A 19,871-nucleotide genomic window follows, 5' to 3' on the forward strand; every position below is an offset into this window, starting at 1 on the left:
GACGACGTGATCGGCCAAGGATTCCATTTCGAAAGTCGCTTGCCAATTTCCGGCGGGGGGATCGCTTGATTTGGCATTGGGGCTTTGTTCGGCGCGGGGGGCGTAAATTGCGCGGGTGATCAGATATTGCGGGGGAGCAGAGGGGGCAGGGGTGAGGCGCAGCAGTTCGTCGTAAAATGCTTCGGGGAGGTAATCAAGTCCGCCGGTGGGATGGCCGTCGGGATCTACAGGAACGAGCACCTGCCGGACCGGCGAGGAAGATTGAGCGTGGGGCGAAGCGGCGGCGCTTTCGGTTTCTTCCGCTTGTACCAAGCGGTGCGCGGCCAGCGCCATGAAAAACCCAAGCACGAAAGTTGCCGTAACTAACTTCGAAGGAGTCGAGGAAGAAACGGCCTGCGGCGTGAAATCGGCCTGTTGCAGTTGCGACCGGTGGGCGACCCAGACCATCAAGGGTCCGGCAAAAAGGCCCAGCCACAAGGCGGCAGATAGGGGCGTCCATGCAGCGGGGATTAATAGCGCGATAACGGTGGCCGTGCCGAGCAGTGCGATGTCGAGCGCAAGGGATTGCTTTCCAAACCACCAGCGAACGGCAACAGCCAGGACGAACAACGACCAGGCCCAAGCTGTGAGTGATTGCTTGTCAGCGATCCAAATTCGGTCGTCGCTTTCCGCGCCGTCGAAACAATAACTGGTCCAGGCGGCAGAATCGATCAGCGGATATTGGTCGGCAGCTTTCCAGGGGGACTGCAGGCCAGCGGCCGGGACGTTCGGCGTTTTGGCCGTTGCAGACGGCGGGGCGTCTGATACCGATCGAGCCAATGGACCGAACAGGCGCTTTGTCCAAGGCGGTTCGCAAGGATGACGATTGCCGATCTGCACATCAGCCAGGGCCATGCCGGGAGGCGTCCAGACGACCCATTGGCGGGACAAAATGGGCACATCGCAACTGGGCCAGGGGGCAGCATGCGAGGCAACGGCGCCTTGGTCCGCCAGCTCGTCATAGCAAAGTGCCAGGGTGACAAAGCGGGCCGAGGCGGGCAGACTGATTTTCCACGGCCCCGTGGTTGCGGAGGTGAATTCAGCAGCCTGGCGACCATCGATTGAAGCGGAGCGCAAGATGGCGCCGGGAGGAGGTTGAAACTGTATTTTTTCCAGGCCGGCATTTTCTACTTGGCAAAAGAGCGTGTGCTCCGCGCCGGAGTGGCTGTAACGAGAAGTCAATTGCGCTTGCCAAATCCAGGCTTGCGGCAAAGGGGCGCTGTTGCCGTGCGGAATAACCACCAGCGGCGGATCGGCCGTGAGCAGGGTGTCTTCTTCCGGATCGTAACGAAAAGCGGCGAGCATCGTGGCGTATTGGCCGGCGGGGGGCGCGTCGACGGGAATAGATTTCAACCTTCGGCTGCGGAGCGCCGGCACGTCGTGGCCGACGGAAACCACTTGAATTGATCCGCGCTGGGTTTGGGCTTCGATTAACGAAGCCAAGGCGGGGGGCATATCGCCGGTCAGCGGCGAGGTACGCGTGGCCAGCAGCACCAATGGGGTAGAGCGGGGCGCAGGCAGCACTGCTTCCCAGGCTTCGCCCGGCCAATTGGATGCTGAACCTTCGCTTTCGGTCAGGCGTCGCGCGGCGACGGTCGCTGTGGGTTCGCCTTCGATCGACCAGTTGAGCGGAGTGGCCCGCGGCTGTGAGAAGCGGAACTGGAAGCGGCTCACCTCGCGGCCCTGGGGCGTGACGGCGAAGCGATAGGATTCGGTCAAACGATCGTCGCCGACCAGGACCTTGGCTTGGATGTCGGTATCGTATTGCGGGGTTTTTCCCAATAAAGATACGGCCAAATTCCGGGCGTTTGAATCATCGACAAAGACGAGGTCGGTCGGCTTCTCGTCCAACAAGGACGCATCGGCTGCGGTTAGTTGGACGGGGTCCAGGCGGGTAAGCTCACCGAGGCCGCGCAATTGGAGCTGAAACGGCTCGGCAGCTTGCACGAGGATTAAACGGCGGGAGGCCTGGGCATCGGGAACATGGAGCATGGCCAAATCGTCGGCGTGGAGCGTTTCGCCCCAGGGTGCGCTGCGCCGCCGGGCGGTAATGGACAAACGCAGGCTATGCTGGGGCGTAAGGGGCGTGCTCAATTGCAAGGTTAATTTGCCGGGGCGATTGCGGACTAATTGCTGGGACCAATCTGCCACCATTCCCGGCGGCGTGCTGTCGACGCTTTCGATAATCCACTGGGGTGCAATATCCGCTTGAAGCACAAACAATTCGCCTTGATCGATGGTGAATTCCCCGCGGTAACGGCCAGCGCCTTCGTTGGCCCGCAGCGAGATAGAGGTTCCCTGAGTCACCCGCACTTGCTCACGACGGCGAGTCAGTTCCAATTCGATCCGCGGATGGTCGTTGAAAAAGACCAAACTGGTATCGGCGGTCGGTGATTGCGGCAGCACTTCGAGATGATCGGCCAAGTTGTCGTCGATAGCGGTTTGGAGAGTGGTTTGACGGCAATCTTCGGTCGATAATTCGTCGATCAGCAAGGAATCGGGGACGCGCAGCCGTGCGTCGCCGGTTTGCCAATCGGCATTTTCCACGCGCATCAGGGGCAACTGCCAGGGCGTTGCCCACGTTAGCGGGGCGATGGCAACAATCTGAAGCCTTTGGCCGGGGCCATGGATCGGCTGGGGCAGCTCCACGATCAATTCTTGCGGATTGCCTTGGCCGGAGTCGGCGCTGCCGGCAGAGTTGGCGGTGTTGCCGAGTGGAGTATGAACGGTGGTCAGGGAGGATAGAGGCAATTCCGTATTGCCTGAGCGAATTCGGACAATGGTCAGCGGTTGGTCAAGGCGTAGTATGATTTGTTTCAACGGAGCGCCCAATACATCGAGTCGGAAATCGCCGTAGAATTCCAGTCCGTGAGACGAGAAGTCGTAAGTAAACGACTGCCGGATGAAGGTTTTATCGACGGCGGGGGGAGCAGATTGCTTGACGATGCGCAAATTTGCCTGGGAGTTTCCGCCCAATTCGATTTGCCAGCGGCACAGGCCGGAGGCGGAATCGTCAGGGGTTGATTCGACGCGATGGCTGGTGATTATCCCGCGGTCGATGGTGGGGGCTAAATCGGCGGGCAAGGTCAATTGCAGCAGATTGAAGGGACAGTCGGGCAACTGCACATTGAAGCTCAAGACCCCGTCGAAATTGCGTTTTCCGGATAGCGACCAGCGGGCTGACATTTTACCGGCGCGATCGATCAGGGCGGCTAAGCGGCCGTTTTGATCGTTACCGACGATGGCCTTTGGGTTGTCGCGGTTGAGGTTTTGATTGCCGCCATGAGCGGGCAGATTGGCAGGCGAATCAGCGGATGGAGCGTCCGCGGTCCAGCGAAAATCGTCCAATGCCAATTGGCAATTGCCCAGCAGGGTGGCGGTTTGCGGCGAAGGGTGATCGAATTCCCAGGTCAGCTCGCCGGCCAGAGAGTTTTCGCCGAGCAATGCGGCTGAGTAGGTAGCGCGAATCAATGGCGAGGGCTGCGGTTGAGGAGGGCGGGCGGCATTGCGGAGTTGGGCCAAGCGAGATTCGAATTCATCGGCGGAGATGGGCAAATAGCGTTGGGATTTATCGCGCGGCCAATCTTCGGGCCGATCGGCGGGCACAAGCAAGCGTTGAAACTGCCACGGCGCGTCAGGGTGTGAAATCGGGGTTGCCGTGTCGGGCTCCGCCGATTTTGTCGAAGCGATTCGCCCGAGCAGCAGCGCGACGAACAACAGCAACAAGTTCAAGCGACCGAAGACGAGGCGCATGATTCGGATCAGACTTTCGATTCAGATTTTAATGAACACTTAATGGGAATCGGCTGCGGGCAGGTCGATTATTCCCTGCGTGGAAGTGCTGGCGGCGCCGGCAAATTCCAGAGGCCGAACTTTTCGCTGAAGACTGCTGCGTTCCACGATGGAACTACCGCCGGCGGGGACGATTTTTCCAGCGGTCCGACGTCGGGCCACGATTCGTTTAAGCCATCCGGCGAGGAAAATGAGCATACAGCCCAACACCGCCGCTTGTGCCAAGAGCAGGGCGGCATCGGGCATGGCGACGGAAAGCGCGACGAGGACGACGCCGGCGGCAAACAATATCCAGGGGCGGCGGCTGAGGGGGAGATACATCAGGAGCAATCCGACAACCAACACCGCAGCGGAAGCGCCCAGCACGATTTGCCAGCGAGCCGCCCACCGAACGACGATTTTCGGCGTGCTGCCCAGCGTGCTGAACAAATAGCGGTTGGTCGCCTGCGGTAAGGCATCTTCGGGAGTGGCGCTGACCCATTTTTCCAGTTCCGGTTGATCCCAGGAGTTTTTCCGACTCCAGCCCAATCCGGACCATTGCCATGTAAACTCCGGCGTCAACTCCGGAGGGGAAGACAACAACTGTTCATCGCTGGGCAACACCAATTGCCAATACAGACGTTGTACCCACACGCCGTCGGGCAATCGGGGCAAGTTTGTTTCGATGGTATGAGAACCAGGGGTGACATTCTCGACCTGATAGCGCAGTTCCAGCACATGTTGCTGATCTTCGGCGCCGGGAGGCAATTTTACGGTTAATGTTCCATTGGCAGCCGCAGCCGGCGAAAGCTGCCGGTGATCCAATTGCAGTTCCAGATTTGCGGCCGTGACGCCTGCCGGGAGGGAGAGCGCGAGTTGGTCGGAGGATGTCGAGAAGCGATACACCGCTCGGTCTTGCCGGACCAGGCCCGACAACCACGTTTGAAGCCAAGCCCGCTCGACCACGGTTGCGGCCAATTGTCCAGTGGATTCTGGTCTGCAGGCTAAAGTGACCAGGGGAGTGGGCTGCGAGGCGGTCAGTTGCAGCGCCGGTGGTTTGCCGGTGAACGTGGCTTCCAATGGTTCCTCAGCGACGGTCCAAGCATCGTCGAGCGCTTGCACACGGGAAGCCGATTCGCCGTTCACGGTGACCCGGTTGTAATCCAAGGTAGGGATAGTGGGCATGGCTAGGGGCACGACCAGTCGCCCATGGAGCGGATCGGTTTGGTCAGCGACTGATTGTGACAAGGGAATTTGGTACTGAGCCACGATTTGGAACTGGCCGACACGCGGCTCCGGCAAGGACACCACCAGCCGCGTGTTTTTTGAGTCTGCCGAATTTGGACCCGGCGCGGAGGCCGTCAACGTTTGCCCGTCGATCGACCAGGCCAGTTGTGCATTGGCGAGCAGAGAGGGAGGCACGTCGAAGGTAAGGCCGACAGCCGGCTCGTGTTCGATGCGATAAGTGAATTGTTGTTCGACACTCACTACGTCACGTTTCAGTTTCAGCTCGCTATGCACGGCGGCGGAGATTGCTTGAGGCAGTTGTTCCAAGTCGCCGACGAATGTGGCCTGCGGTTGCTCGCCGCGGTACAGCAACGGAGCTTGCTCGCGGGAAGGCAGCGTTAATCGGGGCGGCACGGAAGGATGAACCAGGCCTTGCAATTCATCGTCTCTGGCTCGCAGCCGGACGTTGTCGGCCGGCACCAGAGCCACCAATGCCGGGCCGATGACGTCGGCCGTGGGCAGTGGCAGAGAAATTTCCACCCGCGAGGTGTTGGCCGGCAAATCGCGGTGTGCTTTGAGGGTGATTTCGAATTCACCCGAGGTGGCTTGCAACAGCGGCACGGCAAAGGAAGCGGCGTGATTCGGGGGTGCGGCGTTGACATCGACCATGTCGGAGGGACCCCAATCGTCGAGCTCCCAACCGGGCAGGGCGATTTCCAAGGTGGAAGTTTTGGCGCCGCGGATGGTGTATTTGAGCCGCGCTTCGAGCTTCAACTGGCGGGGTTGGACCAAGTAGACGTACTCCGGTTCGACGCTGATGCGCGTTCTGCGGGGCATGACGCGCGCGGTCAGCGAAGCGGGCTGACCGAAATATTCGAAGCCGGCGACGACGCCTTTGCGTTGCAAGGGTTCGGGCAACTCGGCGATTTGCCGGACTCGATTTCGTTCTGTCCAACCCAACTGCCAATCGCCGACGACGGCGACGGCGAGGTGTCCCCATTGCCGGTGGGGCGCGGCCTCTTGAATTTCGAAACCGGCCAGCTCCAGGGTTTGGTTTGGCTTGGTGACGTCGTAAGCACGTTCGGCCTGGATGTGCACGTCGACCGGTTCGGAAGTGGGTTGTGCCAGTTGGACCTCAACCCATTGTGCGTCGGATTGTTCGCCGGGAGGAGTTTGAGGATTGTTTCCCGTTGATGGATCGGCGTTGAGCGGGCTGCCGGCGCCTGTGGGCGGAGTGACGTTGGGCTGAGCGGTGGCCGTGAGGGTGTAATTTGCTCCGAGGGGCGCGCCGCCGGTAAGCTGCGCGCCCGGCGGCAGCTTGACGTGGAACTTATCGAACTGGGCGCCGAAGCCGCGAACGGTGAGGAGGGCATCGAACTGAACGCTGCGGCTGTCGATTTGTGCAAAGACCTGGCCGGTGGCTTCCAAGACTGCCGCGGCGCTGCCGGCGGTTTGTTCTTGCCAGGCCAACGACAGCGCTCCTCCGAGTCCCCACAAAGTTATTTCGGAGCGATTGTGTTGCTGTTGTGTGGGAGGTGCGGAGTTAGTCGGCACTGCGATGTCGGTAAGGGGTTTGACCTCGGCCATTGTGCAACCAGCGTGACTGACCAGCTCAATGGGCGCTTGCGGCGCCAGGAGCGTGAACCGAGAAGCGGCCGCCGTGGGCAGATTGATTTCCAGGCGGTATTGCGCGGCCAGTGATTTCAAGGGGGCGACAAGCTTCAAGCTGACATGTTGTTCCGATCCGGCCGCGCCGCGCAGCCGCAGTGTGTAGGAACCGGTAGCGGAATCGAATTGCAATTGATGTTCTGCATCGCCATGAAAAGCAATTGGCTCTTGCAGCACTGCGCCGCTGTTCAGCAGCGGCACGTTCACCCCGTCGGCATTGTCGAGATGGATTTTGTAATCGGCGGTCAGTTCGACATGGTCGCCGTGCGCTTGGCCGGTGATCACGAGTTGTTCCAGGCTGTACTGCTTGGGCGCGGCCAGAGGAAGTTGGCCGGATTTCTTTTGCTGGAGGTATTCGAGAATTTCCTCGGAGGAAAATCCCAGGAGCGGGACTAACCGGCCCTGTTTGTCGCGGACGTAATAAACGGGCGGCTGTTCCACCACGGGGGCGTTTGCCGGAATATGCTCCGCGGCGACCGACGAGGGGGTGGAAGCATCTTCCGGTTGCGCGGGAGGAGCTTCCGTTTTGGCTTCCGGGCTTCCGGCTGTGGCGACAGGTTTTTCGGCAGTCGCGGGGGGAGATTCGGGAGCGGGAGCAGGGATTTCCTGAAGGGGAGCCTTTTCCTGGGCCAGCGCGTATTTTTGGCCCCCCAAGGGCACTGTCAGAATCAGTGTCCAGAGGGCAACAAACGCCAGCCTTTGGCCGAGCGGTAGCAAAGCTCATGCTCCTGCGGTGTGCCGCCGAATTCCCTGCTTGGCACATGCGCGGGGGCATATTGCCGCGGCAGAGGGAACAGGTGCGATTATACAATTAGACAAGAAGGAAAAGAGAACGGCAAACAGGCGAATAAAACCTCAGTATACCTAGAACCAGCAAGAACTTAAAGCTTGCTCGGAATGGGGCAACATAGTAGTACGGCCAACGAAGGCGTTGGTTCAGTGATACCGCAAGCCGGCGATATCTGTCGGTCGTGGGACGGTGCAAAAATTATTGAGGTTGCAGCGACCCCGGCGCGCCGGGTCCGCAGGCGTTTTATCCGCGAAAAAATGGAGGCGACTGGGGATTCCGCCGCGTCGGGACGACCACAATTTCCGAATTAGGCCACGAGCTACAACCTCAAACTCTCGACGTGACGGTAGGAATCTGAGAGAATAGAATATCAAGGCCGGGCCTGGGGTTACGCTTTGTTGCCAGAGGAACACGCCATGAAGATGCACTTCGCTGCGCGCGCCGATTTTCGGCCTTCGAGTCGGCTCCGCTTCGCCGGTTTAGCCCGTCGGCAGACGGTCGGCTGTGGGCGGCTTGCCCTTCGCCGCACAGCATTTACGTTGGTGGAACTGCTGGTGGTAATCACCATCATTGGCCTGTTGATGTCGCTATTGATTCCGGCCGTGAACTCTGCTCGAGAAAGCGCTCGGCGTGGCGTGTGTTTGAATAACCTGAAGCAGTTGTCGACCGCGGCGGCGAAATACAACGAACGGCACCGCGAGCTGCCTGGTTATGTGAACGTGATTGGGAAATCCAGTTCTACGACAGTGCAGAACCGCTTGGGAACTTGGGCCATGATGTTGCTCCCGGAAATAGAGCGGAACGATGTTTATCAAACGTGGACTTCTGACCCGGCGACGGTAACTACGCCGGCTCCGGCCACGCCGTACATTTCGCTGTTTGTTTGTCCGAGCGACCCGCCGGAAGATGCCTCAGTCAATCCCACGCCATTGTCTTATGTGGCGAATTGCGGCATTCCGGATAATACCGCAACGCTTTCGGCCAACACGGGGACAAACGGTGTGGCGACTGTCGTCGATAGCATTCTCCCGGCGGCAGCCAGCACCGCGCGTTCTACCAACGGCATGTTTTACGATCACTACTCGCAGAACTCACAGGGTTATAATGGGCCGGCACAACTCAGTTCGTCGCTGGACCACATTCCCGACGGCGCCAGCAACACGCTGATGTTTTCGGAAAACTTCATGCCCACGAGCCGGGACGTCGCCAATGGATTTTTATATCGCGTGTACTATCCGCCGCAGGGAACAAATTTCAATGCCAATCTATATCCACATGTGCCGCAAGCGGTCACGGCAACAGAAGCAATGACGTCTGCGAATTCATTCGAAGCGGATATCGGTTTTGTGTGGGACCCGCGCGTGGCGGACCATACAACGCCGAGCGATCCGCGGCGGATCGATGGCGACCTGTATCGGAAATTGGTCGGCAATTATCCACAGAATAATGCTTCGTACGGTTATTACTATTCTCGTCCGTCCAGTTCGCACGGCAGCGGCGTGAACGTGGCGACTGCCGGCGGCGAATGCTTTTTCCTGCGAGATGACATCGATTACTGGGTATACGAGCAGTTGATGACGCCCGACGGCAAGCATTCGCAAATGTGCGCTGTGAATGGATCGGGAGCGTACGTGACCCCGATTAACGCCAACTACATTCTCAACGACGCGGATTACAGGTAGGGATTGGTAGCTAAGCGACGTCGTGCATTTGTATAAAGCCGCGACCGTTGGTCGCGTTGAAGCGGCAGTGGGCACAGCGATAATCGGTGACGGGAGTTGGCCGTTTCCGTCGAATCGAATGGCAAATTGATCGTAAGTTCGCGCGACCAACGGTCGCGGCTTTATGCACCTACTTTCCGCTTACTTTTTTCCCAGCTTTCGCTGCGCTTCGAAAAAGCGCGTGAGCAATTTGCCGCATTGCTGGGCCCGCACGCCGGGCACGATTTGCGCTTGATGATTTAACCGCTTGTCGCTGAGCATTTGATACAGCGTGGCCACGGCGCCGGCTTTGGGGTCGGCCGCCCCGTACACGACCAAGGGCAGGCGGGCCTGAACAATCGCCCCGGCACACATGGGGCAGGGTTCCAGCGTGACGTACAACGTGCAGCCTTCCAGCCGCCAACTTTGCAGCGCTTGGGCGGCCTGAGTGAGAGCGATCATTTCGGCGTGTGCGGTAGGGTCGCGCAATTGTTCGCGCTGATTGTGGGCCGCGGCGATCACCCGCTCGCCATGCACAATGACGGCGCCGATGGGGACTTCGTTTTCGGCCAGCGCCGCTTCGGCTTCGGCCAGCGCCAGTTGCATGAAGTGTTCGTGCATGATGTGAAGTTATGAGACGCCCGGCCGCTCGCTTTGGGCTCGCTGCTAAACCGCAAGCGATTACTGTTCGAACTTTGCCTTGCGGCTTTGAGTTTTTGCGGCGGCGGATTCTTCCCTCGGCTCAGGGCCTTCAATGGTCAATGTAATCGGCGTGGAGTAGACGAAGGGCCCGCTGCCGCCCGATTCCCAGCCTTCCGCCTGGAGTGTCACGGGGCCTTCGCCAAGCAGGGCGGCATCGACCGTGGCTTCGCCATCCGCGCCGGCAAATTTGGCTACGGGATGGCTTTGGTCGTCATGGTAAAACGCCACTCCTTTTGCTCCCGGCGCTTTGGCGAAAAGTTTAATGGTTCCGCCGGCCCGGACGCGCTGCTGCGGTGAGGTTTCGAAGGTGATGGTCTTTCCGTAATTGTTAAATTGGACGGGCAGGATCAGGCGGCCTTGCGATTCGATGGCGCTGTTTTCGATTCCCACGATGCGCAGCTCATGATAGCCGTCGGAAGATTTTGTCGTATCGAGCTTGAGCGGATCGTCGGCGTTGGTCGTGTCGATGCGCACGCCATCGAGAAACAGTTCGAATCGATCGACGGCGCCCGGCTGGGGCAGCTTGGCCGTCGGCCGGATGGTAACCACTCCGGAGAGCACATCGCCGGCGGCCAGGCCTGCAACTTGAACTTGTGGAATGTTGGCCCAGGGGCGGCACAGGGGATCGCCCACGATGATCAATTGGTAGGGAGCGTAGACGGATTGATAAAAAGCTTCGGCCAGCGAGCAGCCGCGGGCATAGTGCACCTGAATCATGGCGTACGGAAATTTATTCTGGAAGGCAAACGGCTCCGCTACGGTTCCCGAACTGGCCGCGGCGCCGTACTTCAAAAACACGGAGAGGGGAGTTTGGCCAGCGTTGGCGTCGAAAATTCCGCCGAAGCTGGTAAAGTTTTCGCAAATGGCGCCGGGGCGAATGGCGCTGCCCGAGGCCGGCCAGTTGAAATCGGAGACGCCGGTCATTAAACCTTGAACGTCGGGACGATTTTGGGGGAGCGCGCCGGACATGATTTCGGCTTTCACTCCCAAGCGACGGAGGAGATCGACCGCGAATTGAAAGGCGGGCTTGCGGGTTTGCGAGCGAATATCGGCATTATCCATGAAGTAGATCGTACCCTGCGGGAAAGTACCATCGGCGGCTGCGCTGCGTTGCAAATAGCTGATGATTTCGTTCAACGAGTTGCCGCGGCCGTAAGTTACGCCCAACACGGTGGAAAGCATGTAGCGTTTGCCGCCGGCTTCTTCCAAATCGCCGGAGTCGTCCCAACCATACCAACTGCGGAAGCCGTGGGAGCCGATGGAACTTTCGTTGACCGGACCGGTTGCAATTTTGGGGCCTGTGTCCGGAGCGCCGGGAATGAGTCCTTTGGATCCGGTTTGGGCGCCGACGGGGATTTCGTAAGTTTTGCCCTGCAACTGATCGCGCAAGCGCATGTAGTTGTTGGAAGTGAAACCGGCATATTCGCCAACGTTTTTCTGCGCCACCTCATACAGCAAGTAAGTTAACCCGCTGAGTGAACCCTCGGGGTTTTGAAACAACTGCGAGCTGCGGGCGGCGGGGGGCAAATCGGCGCTGAAATTGATGGCCCAGGGAAATCCGGATGAGTAGATGATGTAATCGATTTGTGTTTGGAGCTTCCGGCTTTCGATTTCGGCAACGAGGGGGCGAATTATTTTTTCGCGGAAGGCGTCGACATCGATCCGAGCGTCAGAGCCGTTCCAAGTTTTGGGATCGAGGTAGACGACATTTCCGGGGGGGATGTTTCGCAATTGCACGTAATGGTTGGCGATGGTTTTGGAACCGGCATCGGCGGAGTTGACGACGAGCAAGACGTTTTCCGGACCGCCGCCGGCGAAGGCGACCGCCGCCAGCCCGTACAGGTTGATGACCAGGGCGGCGGAAATCTGTGCCGTAAAGTGCAACCGGGGGGAGCTTGAAAAGCACTTATATTTCATGCAGTGTGGCTCAAATTAGGCGAAACAGGCCGCTGCCTTGGAACAACCAGAAGTCGAAAGCGGGCGCGGACAAAACTAACCACAGCAGGGGGCAATCGAGCATTTTTGCCTTTTAGGGCAATTTACTTGGCGCCGTTTTGGGATAAAACATTGACAAGCAGTTATCACAACTATAGACTACGGCTTGCGTTAGTGGTATGGCGTCGATCCGACGCCCAGGGGACGGAGTTTAGGGACGCCCCGTGGTTCCGCTCGGAACTCGGTATGTCCCGGTTTCATTTTTTTCATTTTTTTGTTCCAGGAGGTGTGGTATGTCAGCTTCTCTCGAAAGACGAGCCTCGACCCTCGTCGGCCGGCGCAAAGTTCGTGGCGCGGCAAGCCCGCGGATGCAATCTGCGTTTACGCTGGTCGAACTGCTGGTGGTGATTGCCATCATCGGTATTTTGATTGCCCTGCTGTTGCCGGCGGTCCAGGCAGCCCGCGAAGCAGCCAATCGGAACGCGTGTTCCAATAACATGAAGCAGCTTGGCCTGGCATTGTTGAATTATGAAGATACGCGCAAGGCGTTGCCGCCCATTCAAACCAGCGTGGTTGTGCCGGGATCAACAGCTCCTGCATTTGCCGTGCAGACCCCCGGCGCCGTTGGCGCTGCGACCGCGGCAACAGGCCCTGGCCAATGGACCGGCGGCGCTGCGGCGTACAGTTGGGCCGTGTTAATTTTACCGCAATTGGAAGAAACGCCGTTGTACCAAAACATTTCGACCAACTCGCAAAAGTTCCTGTTGTCGGCATTTAATACTTCGGTGGTCAACGGCAGTCCGGGAACTTCCGCGGTAACCAGCTTTCCGCACGCTTCGACCACGCAATTGAAGCAATTTCAGTGCCCAAGTTTTGCCGGCGATCCGACGATCGATACCTCTCCGACCGGAGCGGGCAGCGCGGGAACTCCGACCACGGGTACGCCTGTTGCAACCTACTCCAATGCGAATGGATTCGGCTTCCAGGGCGGCGCCGCTGGCGTGGCGGTTACCAACTACAGCGCCATGGCCGGTACGCACGTTTACGGGAGCGGCATTGTGAGTGGAGCAGCTGCAGAGACCTCTGCCGCCGGAGCCCCGACGAAGAGCATGGATTCTACGGGCAATGACGGCGCCATGCAGTGGCGCGGCACGGCGTTCGATCAGGGGCGTAAATTGGCGGCCTTGGAAAGCGGCGACGGCGCTTCCAAAGTGCCCTTGGCGGCTGAAACGCGAGAACGGCGGTTGGCCTCCTGGTACGATGGTTCCACAAACTGGCTAGTTGCCGCCCGGCATGGCGATTCGACGGGCGCCGCCATTACAGTAACAGTGGCTCTGGCGACCATACAAACCCTGAATGGTTTGGCGGTGCAGGGGCATTTAATCGCGGCGGCCACTGGCGGTACTCCTCCTGCGACGAACCCAAACGGCTCCGCCTTGAATTGGGGTCCGACTGCGTCCAACTTCAATGCGTGTTATATGCCGGCCAATTATGTTAATGCTGATCCTAACATCATTTATCCTCGATTGTGGGGGCCCAGCAGCAACCACGCGGGCGGAGTTGTGAACCACGTGTTTGGCGACGGCCACGTGGACGGATTGAACGACGCTATGGACCCGAACATGTATTTGTGGGTTGTGACGCGAAACGGGGGTGAGCCGCAGAGTTATTAGCGGCGTTGCGCCCTGCTTTCTCCCTCTCCCCTTGCGGGAGAGGGCTGGGGTGAGGGGGCACTTTGGTCCGTCACTTTGAATCAACCACCGCCGGCGCGAGCAAGCCTCGCCCGGCGGTTTTTTTGTGCGCGCAAGCTACGCTAGACTTCAATGCGTGACCGCTATCCGGTGAAACGATTTAGAGACTTGCCGCGGCGGGTTTTTTGTGAGCGGCGTGGGCGGCTTGCAAAGTGGTGAGCATGGTTTGCAGTTCGGCTTCGTTCAGCTTGTGGTCGCCGTCGGTGTCGAAGCGTTTGATGAGTGCTTCGGCCCGCGCGGTGTCGGAGACAGCCCCCGATCCTTTGGCGGTTTTTCCGGCCTTGACGACCTTGGCGGCGGTGGCGTGTTTTTCCTGGTGCTGCTCTAAGGCGGCAGACAGTTCGTTGGCGTCGAGCTTGCCGTCACCATTGGTGTCGAACCGTTCGAGCATGTGCTGGGCAATGGTCGCGGGGTTGGCATGCTGCTCATGTTTTGGTGGAGTGCCGTCGGCGGCGTAGGCGTTGCCTGCGAGCAGCAGCAGAGCCAAGGCGGTGGTTGCCGCAATACAAATTGTGGAACGCATCGAGTGTGCCTCCTCTGAATTGGGGAAAATAGCGCCCTCATCAGGCCCGGCATGAGAATGGGCGCCTTTCTCCTCGCATGAAAGCGCTTGTCACATCGAAGTCGCTGGCCCGAGCGACCTGCGAGCGGCTGAAGACCCCGGCGCGCCGGGACCACTACATCGACATGAGTTGCGCTTTGGCCCCCTGTTCATTCAACCCTGATGATACCACAGGGTTCCGGCGGAAGCGAACGGGCGGGTTAAAAAAAGAGAGAGTCGCCTGCAAAATCCACGGCCGACAACTCGTCCAGCCCAACCAATGATTCGGCTCAATAATTCGGCGTGGGGGCGCGGTATTGGTTGAGGTCGATGGTGCGGAACCAGTCGATGGTTTTTTGCAGCCCTTCGCGCAGTTTGATGCGGGGCTGCCAGCCGAGTTTTTCGCGGGCCAGGGTGATATCGGGACGGCGTTTGGCGGGGTCGTCGGGCAGCGCCGGCTTGTAGACCAACTTTGCCTTGGAGCGGGTCAATTCGATGACCAACTGGGCCAACTCCAAAATGGTGAATTCGTCGGGGTTGCCCAAGTTGATGGGTCCGATGCAATCGTCGGGCGTGTTCATCATGCGGAGCATGCCGTCGATGAGGTCGTCGCGGTAACAGAACGAGCGGGTTTGGCTGCCGTCGCCGTAGATGGTGATGTTTTCGCCCGCCAGCGCCTGGCGGATGAAATTGGACACCACGCGGCCATCGTAGGGGTGCATTCGGGGTCCGTAAGTGTTGAAGATGCGGACGATGCGAATGTTGACGCGGTTCATGCGGTGGTAATCCATGAACAGGGTTTCGGCGGCGCGTTTGCCTTCATCGTAGCAAGCGCGTGGTCCGAGGGTGTTCACGGCTCCGCGGTAAGACTCGGGCTGCGGATGGACTTCTGGATCGCCGTAGATTTCGCTGGTGGAGGCCTGGAGAATTTTGGCCCGGCAGCGCTTGGCCATGCCCAACAGATTGATGGCGCCGATGACGGAAGTTTTGATGGTTTTGATCGGGTTGTATTGATAGTGCCCCGGGGCGGCGGGGCAGGCGAGGTTGTAGATTTCGTCGACTTCCAGAAAGAGGGGTTGGATGATGTCGTGGCGGAGCAATTCGAAATTGGGGCGTTCCAGAAGCGGAGCGACGTTGGTTTTTTGGCTGGTGAAGAAGTTATCGGCGCAGACGACGTCGTGGCCGTCGTTTACCAGGCGCTCGCACAAATGGGAACCCAAAAATCCGGCGCCGCCGGTCACGAGGATGCGTTTGATTCCTGCCACGTTGTTGAATGCTCCGTGTGGGTAAATGTTCGCAAAGGTTCTAAGCCCGTTCGGGCGTCGCGGCCCAGCATTTCATCCGACCACAGCTTAATCATAGAATATGCCCGGTGCGAATGGAAACCGCTGGCCGGCGGGTGAGGGCGGTAGATTTTGCGGCATCCACACGACCCGACGCGGGATTTATTATTTTTGCGAAATAACATATGTGCGGTTTGTCAAATCGTTGACATAGCGAGTCCGGCTTTGCTAGAGAAGAAAGGTTGGCTTAGGGCTGTGGCGGGTTTTCTTTTCTCATCCGGCGCACATCGCGCCTTGCATACAGGTGACGTGATGGTGTATTCATCGCTGTTTTTGTCGCAGTTTTTTACGGCGGCCGCGGGTGTGGCGCTAACGGGTTTGCTGTCGCTGGGGGTACTGGTGCTGGGCGCGTATGGAATGCTGCTACTGTGGCAAACTGGCCGGAGGGCGGCGCGGTTGCGACGCAGCGGGGCTTGATTTTACGGGGCTGCAGCAGCGTGAGCGGGCCGGGCGCAGCCGCGGGTTTTATTTCGCCGTTTTCGCCCGGGGCTGGAAGATGTCGCTGAGCCGATCGGGCGAATTTGCCACGCGCTCCAAATGTGGATAGCGAAGGCCAGCGTCGTATTCCAGTGTGGCCGAATGGAAGAAATCGTCGTCTTCCAACAGCAGCGAGAGTTTTGATTCGTCTGATTTCGTGGCTGCGACGGCGTCCTGGAGGCGCTCGGTGGTGAACCGCCGGTTGTTGACGGCGATTAACTTCATGCCGGGACCAACGCCGGCTTTGGCCGCCGGACTGCCGGGCAGGACATCGGAAATGGCTCCCTCGTTATTCACGATGAAGCCGAGCGAGCTGTGCAGATCGGAACTTTTGGCCGCCTCGTCTCGGGTTTTGATCAAATCGCCGGGCTTGTCGGAATATGTCAGCTTCCAACCACCGCGTGTCAGGCCGTCCAGCGGCGCCGGCGAACCGGCGGTGTTCAAGCGATCTTCCAAAAACGTTTTCCAGTCATAAGGCAGGACGGCGTTCAGCGCGGCGACAACGTCGTCGAAGCGGTAAGGTTTCACTTCGGGCGGACCATCGGCGCCGCCGTAAAAGGCCTTGCAAAAATCGTCAAGGCTTTTGCGGCCGCCTGTTTTTTCACGGATGAGCGTGTCGGCATCGAGCCATAGCAAAGCGCCCTCGTTGTAGAAATCGACGCCGCGCCGCAGACTGGACCAATCGCCCCGCGCTTTGTACAAAAACGGCGCGGCGACGGCGGTATCGACCAGCGGACGCCAATCGCGGCCGCTGCGGTTTTGGGCCCAATCGGCAATCACGGCGAAGTTTTCTTGCGAAAGCTCCGGCGTGTATAGGCCGCTGCGCGCCGCCAGCACAAAACCCAGGTATTCGGTCAGTCCTTCGTAAACCCATAACATGCCGGTGCGCATCGGCTGTTGAAAGTCGGCCGTGGCCAAGCCTTCGGGCCGGCGATACTTGCCGTTCCAAGAATGCACATACTCGTGGGCCAGCACCCAGGCGGTGGCTTGCTTGCGATACTTCTCGTCGAGAAAAAAACGCTCCGGAAGATGATTGTCGCTGCTTTCGTGATGTTCCACGGCGCCGTGGGGCATTTTATCGCTGAGCGCCATCAGGAAGCGATACGAACGATAATGCCGCGCGCCGAACAAGGCTTGGGCCTCCGCGACCAGCCGGCGATATTCGTCCACGACTTCATCGCTGGCCCGCAGGCCTTCGGCGCTGTCGCAGGCCGCCTCCAGCCAATGCGGAGCGCCGCCGGAGGCGCCCAGCGAAATTTCCTTCAGATAGCGACCGCACAAAACTGGCGAATCGGCCAGCGTTTCCAACGGCACGGTTTGAAACGTCGTGGTGGGGGCTGCTTCAGTTTCCAGCGGAAGCGCCGTGGCCAATTTCCACTGCGGAGGCAGCGTAAGTTTGGCGTGTACTGGAATGTCGTGCGCGGCTTTTCCCTGGGGATACAACAGCAACGTGTACCAATGGATGATCGCCATATTTGGCGTGGTGGGAACGCTGGTGAAACGATCGGCATCGTCAGTGCCCGGCGCCAGGTAATCGAGCGAAACTTGAATGGAATCGACTCCCTTGGGCACCACAATGTGAAAGGAGTACAGATCGACATCGTCCCGCTTCCAAGGCAGCGGCTTTTCGGCCGCTTCGATTTTCAAACCTGCCAAATCGTTGATGGGGCCGTTGGGGCCGTGTTCGCCGGGTATCCACTGCGGATAACAGAGCGTCAGCGGACCGGGCTTAACGGGTATGATCAGCCGGGCGTGAAACAAGCGGCGGGGCGCTTCGCTGGCGTCGACCTGCAGCTCGATGGGTTTGGTTGATTCCGCATTGGCGCCCGCCGCGCGCCAGGCGGAACACAACAGAAACAATACGACGCTGAGCAACCGACGACGACTTGGGTTGGGTAACATGAAGTTTCTCTGTATAAATGTTGCGGCCATTCTATTATGTTTGCGGTGTTGCGGCAAAACTAGCGAATTCTTGTGTTGTCACCACGGCCAGCGCATTGACATCGAACAGATAGACGGTGGCCGGCTTCCCAGGTTCACTTGGCTGGAAAGAAAAAAGAGGCGGCTGTAACCCATGAATGTGCGACCGGCGAAAGTAGCCCTGGACGATTCGGTGCTGCGGCACCTGCGGTACGATTTTATCCAGATCAAAGAACATCAAACCGTGGGGCAGGCTCTGGCCAGCATTCGAGAAAATCCGACGGTTGGCCGCATCATCTATTTTTACGTGGCGGATGACGATGGGCGATTGGTGGGGGTCGTCCCCACGCGGCGATTGCTGTTGAGCCCGTTGGAGACTTCGATTGGCGACATGATGATTCGCGAGGTGATCACGGTTCCGGAAACCGCCACGGTGTTGGAAGCCTTCGAATTGTTCGCGCTGCACCACTTGCTGGCGTTTCCCATTGTGGACGGCAAACGGCGATTGCTGGGTGTCGTCGATGTGGGATTGTATACGGAGGGGCGCACGGAGCTGGAAGCGGCGGAGCGGAGCGAAGATTTGTTTCAACTGATCGGCGTGCATTTGAGCGAAGCGCAGTTGGCGCGGCCGATGGCCGCATTTCGCAGCCGCTTTCCCTGGTTGATTTGCAACATTGTGGGGGGCATTGCGGCGGCCTTCATCTCGGGCATTTTCCAAGCGGAGCTCGAGCGCGTTGTGGCGCTGGCTATGTTTGTGCCGGTGGTATTGGGCCTGTCCGAAAGCGTAAGCATTCAATCGGTCAGTCTGACATTGCAATGGCTGCATGGCCAACCGCCCACGCTGGAAGGATTGTGGACCAAATTACGGCGGGAGTTATTCGTGGGGGCCATGTTGGGCGGCGTCAGCGCCGCGCTGGTGGCAGCGGTTTCAATCGTCTGGCTGCGCAATCCTCGTGTGGCAATCTGCCTGCTGGTGGGCATAACCGGCGGAATGACCGTGGCCGCACTGATTGGCGTGGCCATGCCCAATGTGCTGCGCATATTGCGGCGGAACCCCCAAGTGGCGGCCGGCCCCATTGCCCTGGCCACGGCCGACATGATCACGTTGCTGGTCTATTTCAGCCTGGCCCGGCTGGTGACCTAGCGGGCGGCCGACGATGTTTTGGTTCTTTTTCCGTAAATTAAAAATCGACTTGACGTCTTAATGCACCTACGTTATAACAACGTACGTCGATTCGACGTAGATAATGCACGTCCGGCCAGGAGGCGTTTATGACCAAGCACGTTCACGGATTGGGTTCGCTGCAAGGCGAGGTGATGGAATTCGTTTGGAGCCGCGGCGAAGCCACGGTTGCCGAAGCGCATCAGGCGATCAGCCACCGGCGGGCCATCACGTACACCACCGTGCTTTCCGCGGTGCAAAAACTCCAGCGCAAGGGCTGGCTGAGGCACCGTGTGGCCGGCCGGGCTCATGTGTATTACCCCACGCGTAACCGGGAAGAAGTCGGCGGACGGACGCTCAAGGAACTGCTGCGCACGGCATTCAGCGGCGATCCGCGATTGCTGCTGGCCAGTTTGCTCGACGACACGCGGCTGACGGACGAGGAGCTGAAAGAACTGCGGAAACTGATCGAACAAAGACGTAAAGAAATGGCGAAAGGGGGTGCCGCATGACTCACTTATTCTCCCTGTTGCCGGCCGGCGGTTGGCAGCGTCTCGTGTGCGACGCCCTGTGGCAAAGCACGTTCATTGGCGCCTGCGGTTGGCTGGCGGCGCGATACCTGGTGCGGCAAAGTGCGGCCCGGGCATGGTTGCTGCTGGTGGCACTTTCGGCCTGCGGGCTGGTTCCCTTGGCGAGTGTGGCGGCGCGGCAAATGCAGTGGACGGTTTTTACTGGTCAGCCGACAATCGCGAGTAAATTGCCAGCCCTGCCGACCGCCGCACCGGTTATTTCCAACGATGAAGCGTTACCGGGGATCGTCAATCGCACGATAAATCCGCAAGAGT

General features: G+C 59.1%; 13 protein-coding genes. 6 read left to right on the forward strand and 7 right to left on the reverse strand.

Translation table 11 applies throughout. The features are described from left to right. Both VMJ32_15835 and VMJ32_15840 read right to left on the reverse strand, forming a co-directional pair. Positions 1–3,792, reverse strand: a 3,792-nt coding sequence (locus tag VMJ32_15835; GenBank protein HTQ40496.1) for a hypothetical protein, incomplete at its 3' end; no start/stop codon positions are given. A 39-nt stretch (positions 3,793–3,831) separates the two neighbouring features. Next, on the reverse strand, positions 3,832–7,422 hold the full coding sequence (locus tag VMJ32_15840; protein ID HTQ40497.1) for a hypothetical protein: 3,591 nt from the start codon (positions 7,420–7,422) through the stop codon (positions 3,832–3,834). A gap of 489 nt (positions 7,423–7,911) precedes the next feature. On the opposite strand from VMJ32_15840, the gene VMJ32_15845 reads away from it, so the two are divergent. After that, entirely contained in the window at positions 7,912–9,177 is a 1,266-nt protein-coding gene (locus VMJ32_15845; GenBank protein HTQ40498.1) for a DUF1559 domain-containing protein, read from the forward strand. Between the two features lie 180 nt (positions 9,178–9,357). On the opposite strand, the gene tadA is transcribed toward VMJ32_15845, so the two are convergent. Both tadA and VMJ32_15855 read right to left on the reverse strand, forming a co-directional pair. After that, positions 9,358–9,816 (reverse strand): tRNA adenosine(34) deaminase TadA, encoded by a 459-nt coding sequence (gene tadA / locus VMJ32_15850; protein ID HTQ40499.1) that lies wholly within the window; start codon positions 9,814–9,816, stop codon positions 9,358–9,360. Between the two features lie 60 nt (positions 9,817–9,876). Continuing rightward, entirely contained in the window at positions 9,877–11,814 is a 1,938-nt protein-coding gene (locus VMJ32_15855; protein HTQ40500.1) for a hypothetical protein, read from the reverse strand. A 311-nt stretch (positions 11,815–12,125) separates the two neighbouring features. Between VMJ32_15855 and VMJ32_15860 the strand changes: the two genes are divergently transcribed. Then, positions 12,126–13,505: a DUF1559 domain-containing protein gene (locus VMJ32_15860; GenBank protein ID HTQ40501.1), complete on the forward strand. Its 1,380-nt coding sequence runs from the start codon at positions 12,126–12,128 to the stop codon at positions 13,503–13,505. 178 nt (positions 13,506–13,683) lie between these two features. Here the strand turns inward: VMJ32_15860 and VMJ32_15865 are convergent, their stop codons facing one another. Next, the gene (locus tag VMJ32_15865; GenBank protein HTQ40502.1) at positions 13,684–14,106 is read right to left on the reverse strand and encodes an EF-hand domain-containing protein; all 423 of its coding nucleotides are present in this window, start codon (positions 14,104–14,106) and stop codon (positions 13,684–13,686) included. Positions 14,107–14,414: 308 nt separating this feature from the next. After that, the gene (locus VMJ32_15870; protein HTQ40503.1) at positions 14,415–15,389 is read right to left on the reverse strand and encodes a UDP-glucuronic acid decarboxylase family protein; all 975 of its coding nucleotides are present in this window, start codon (positions 15,387–15,389) and stop codon (positions 14,415–14,417) included. A gap of 330 nt (positions 15,390–15,719) precedes the next feature. Between VMJ32_15870 and VMJ32_15875 the strand changes: the two genes are divergently transcribed. Then, positions 15,720–15,884, forward strand: a complete 165-nt coding sequence (locus VMJ32_15875) for a hypothetical protein (protein ID HTQ40504.1) — start codon at positions 15,720–15,722, stop codon at positions 15,882–15,884. Between the two features lie 48 nt (positions 15,885–15,932). On the opposite strand, the gene VMJ32_15880 is transcribed toward VMJ32_15875, so the two are convergent. Next, positions 15,933–17,846, reverse strand: coding sequence for a PDZ domain-containing protein (locus tag VMJ32_15880; GenBank protein ID HTQ40505.1), 1,914 nt, complete (start codon positions 17,844–17,846; stop codon positions 15,933–15,935). Positions 17,847–18,018: 172 nt separating this feature from the next. Between VMJ32_15880 and VMJ32_15885 the strand changes: the two genes are divergently transcribed. The 3 genes from VMJ32_15885 to VMJ32_15895 all read left to right on the forward strand — a co-directional run. Continuing rightward, positions 18,019–19,008 (forward strand): magnesium transporter, encoded by a 990-nt coding sequence (locus VMJ32_15885; GenBank protein HTQ40506.1) that lies wholly within the window; start codon positions 18,019–18,021, stop codon positions 19,006–19,008. A 128-nt stretch (positions 19,009–19,136) separates the two neighbouring features. Further along, on the forward strand, positions 19,137–19,538 hold the full coding sequence (locus VMJ32_15890; protein HTQ40507.1) for a BlaI/MecI/CopY family transcriptional regulator: 402 nt from the start codon (positions 19,137–19,139) through the stop codon (positions 19,536–19,538). After that, positions 19,535–19,871: hypothetical protein (locus tag VMJ32_15895; protein HTQ40508.1), on the forward strand; the 337-nt coding region annotated here is incomplete at its 3' end. The genes VMJ32_15890 and VMJ32_15895, both read left to right, overlap by 4 nt.

It is taken from the genome of Pirellulales bacterium (assembly GCA_035499655.1).
Classification (GTDB): domain Bacteria; phylum Planctomycetota; class Planctomycetia; order Pirellulales; family JADZDJ01; genus DATJYL01.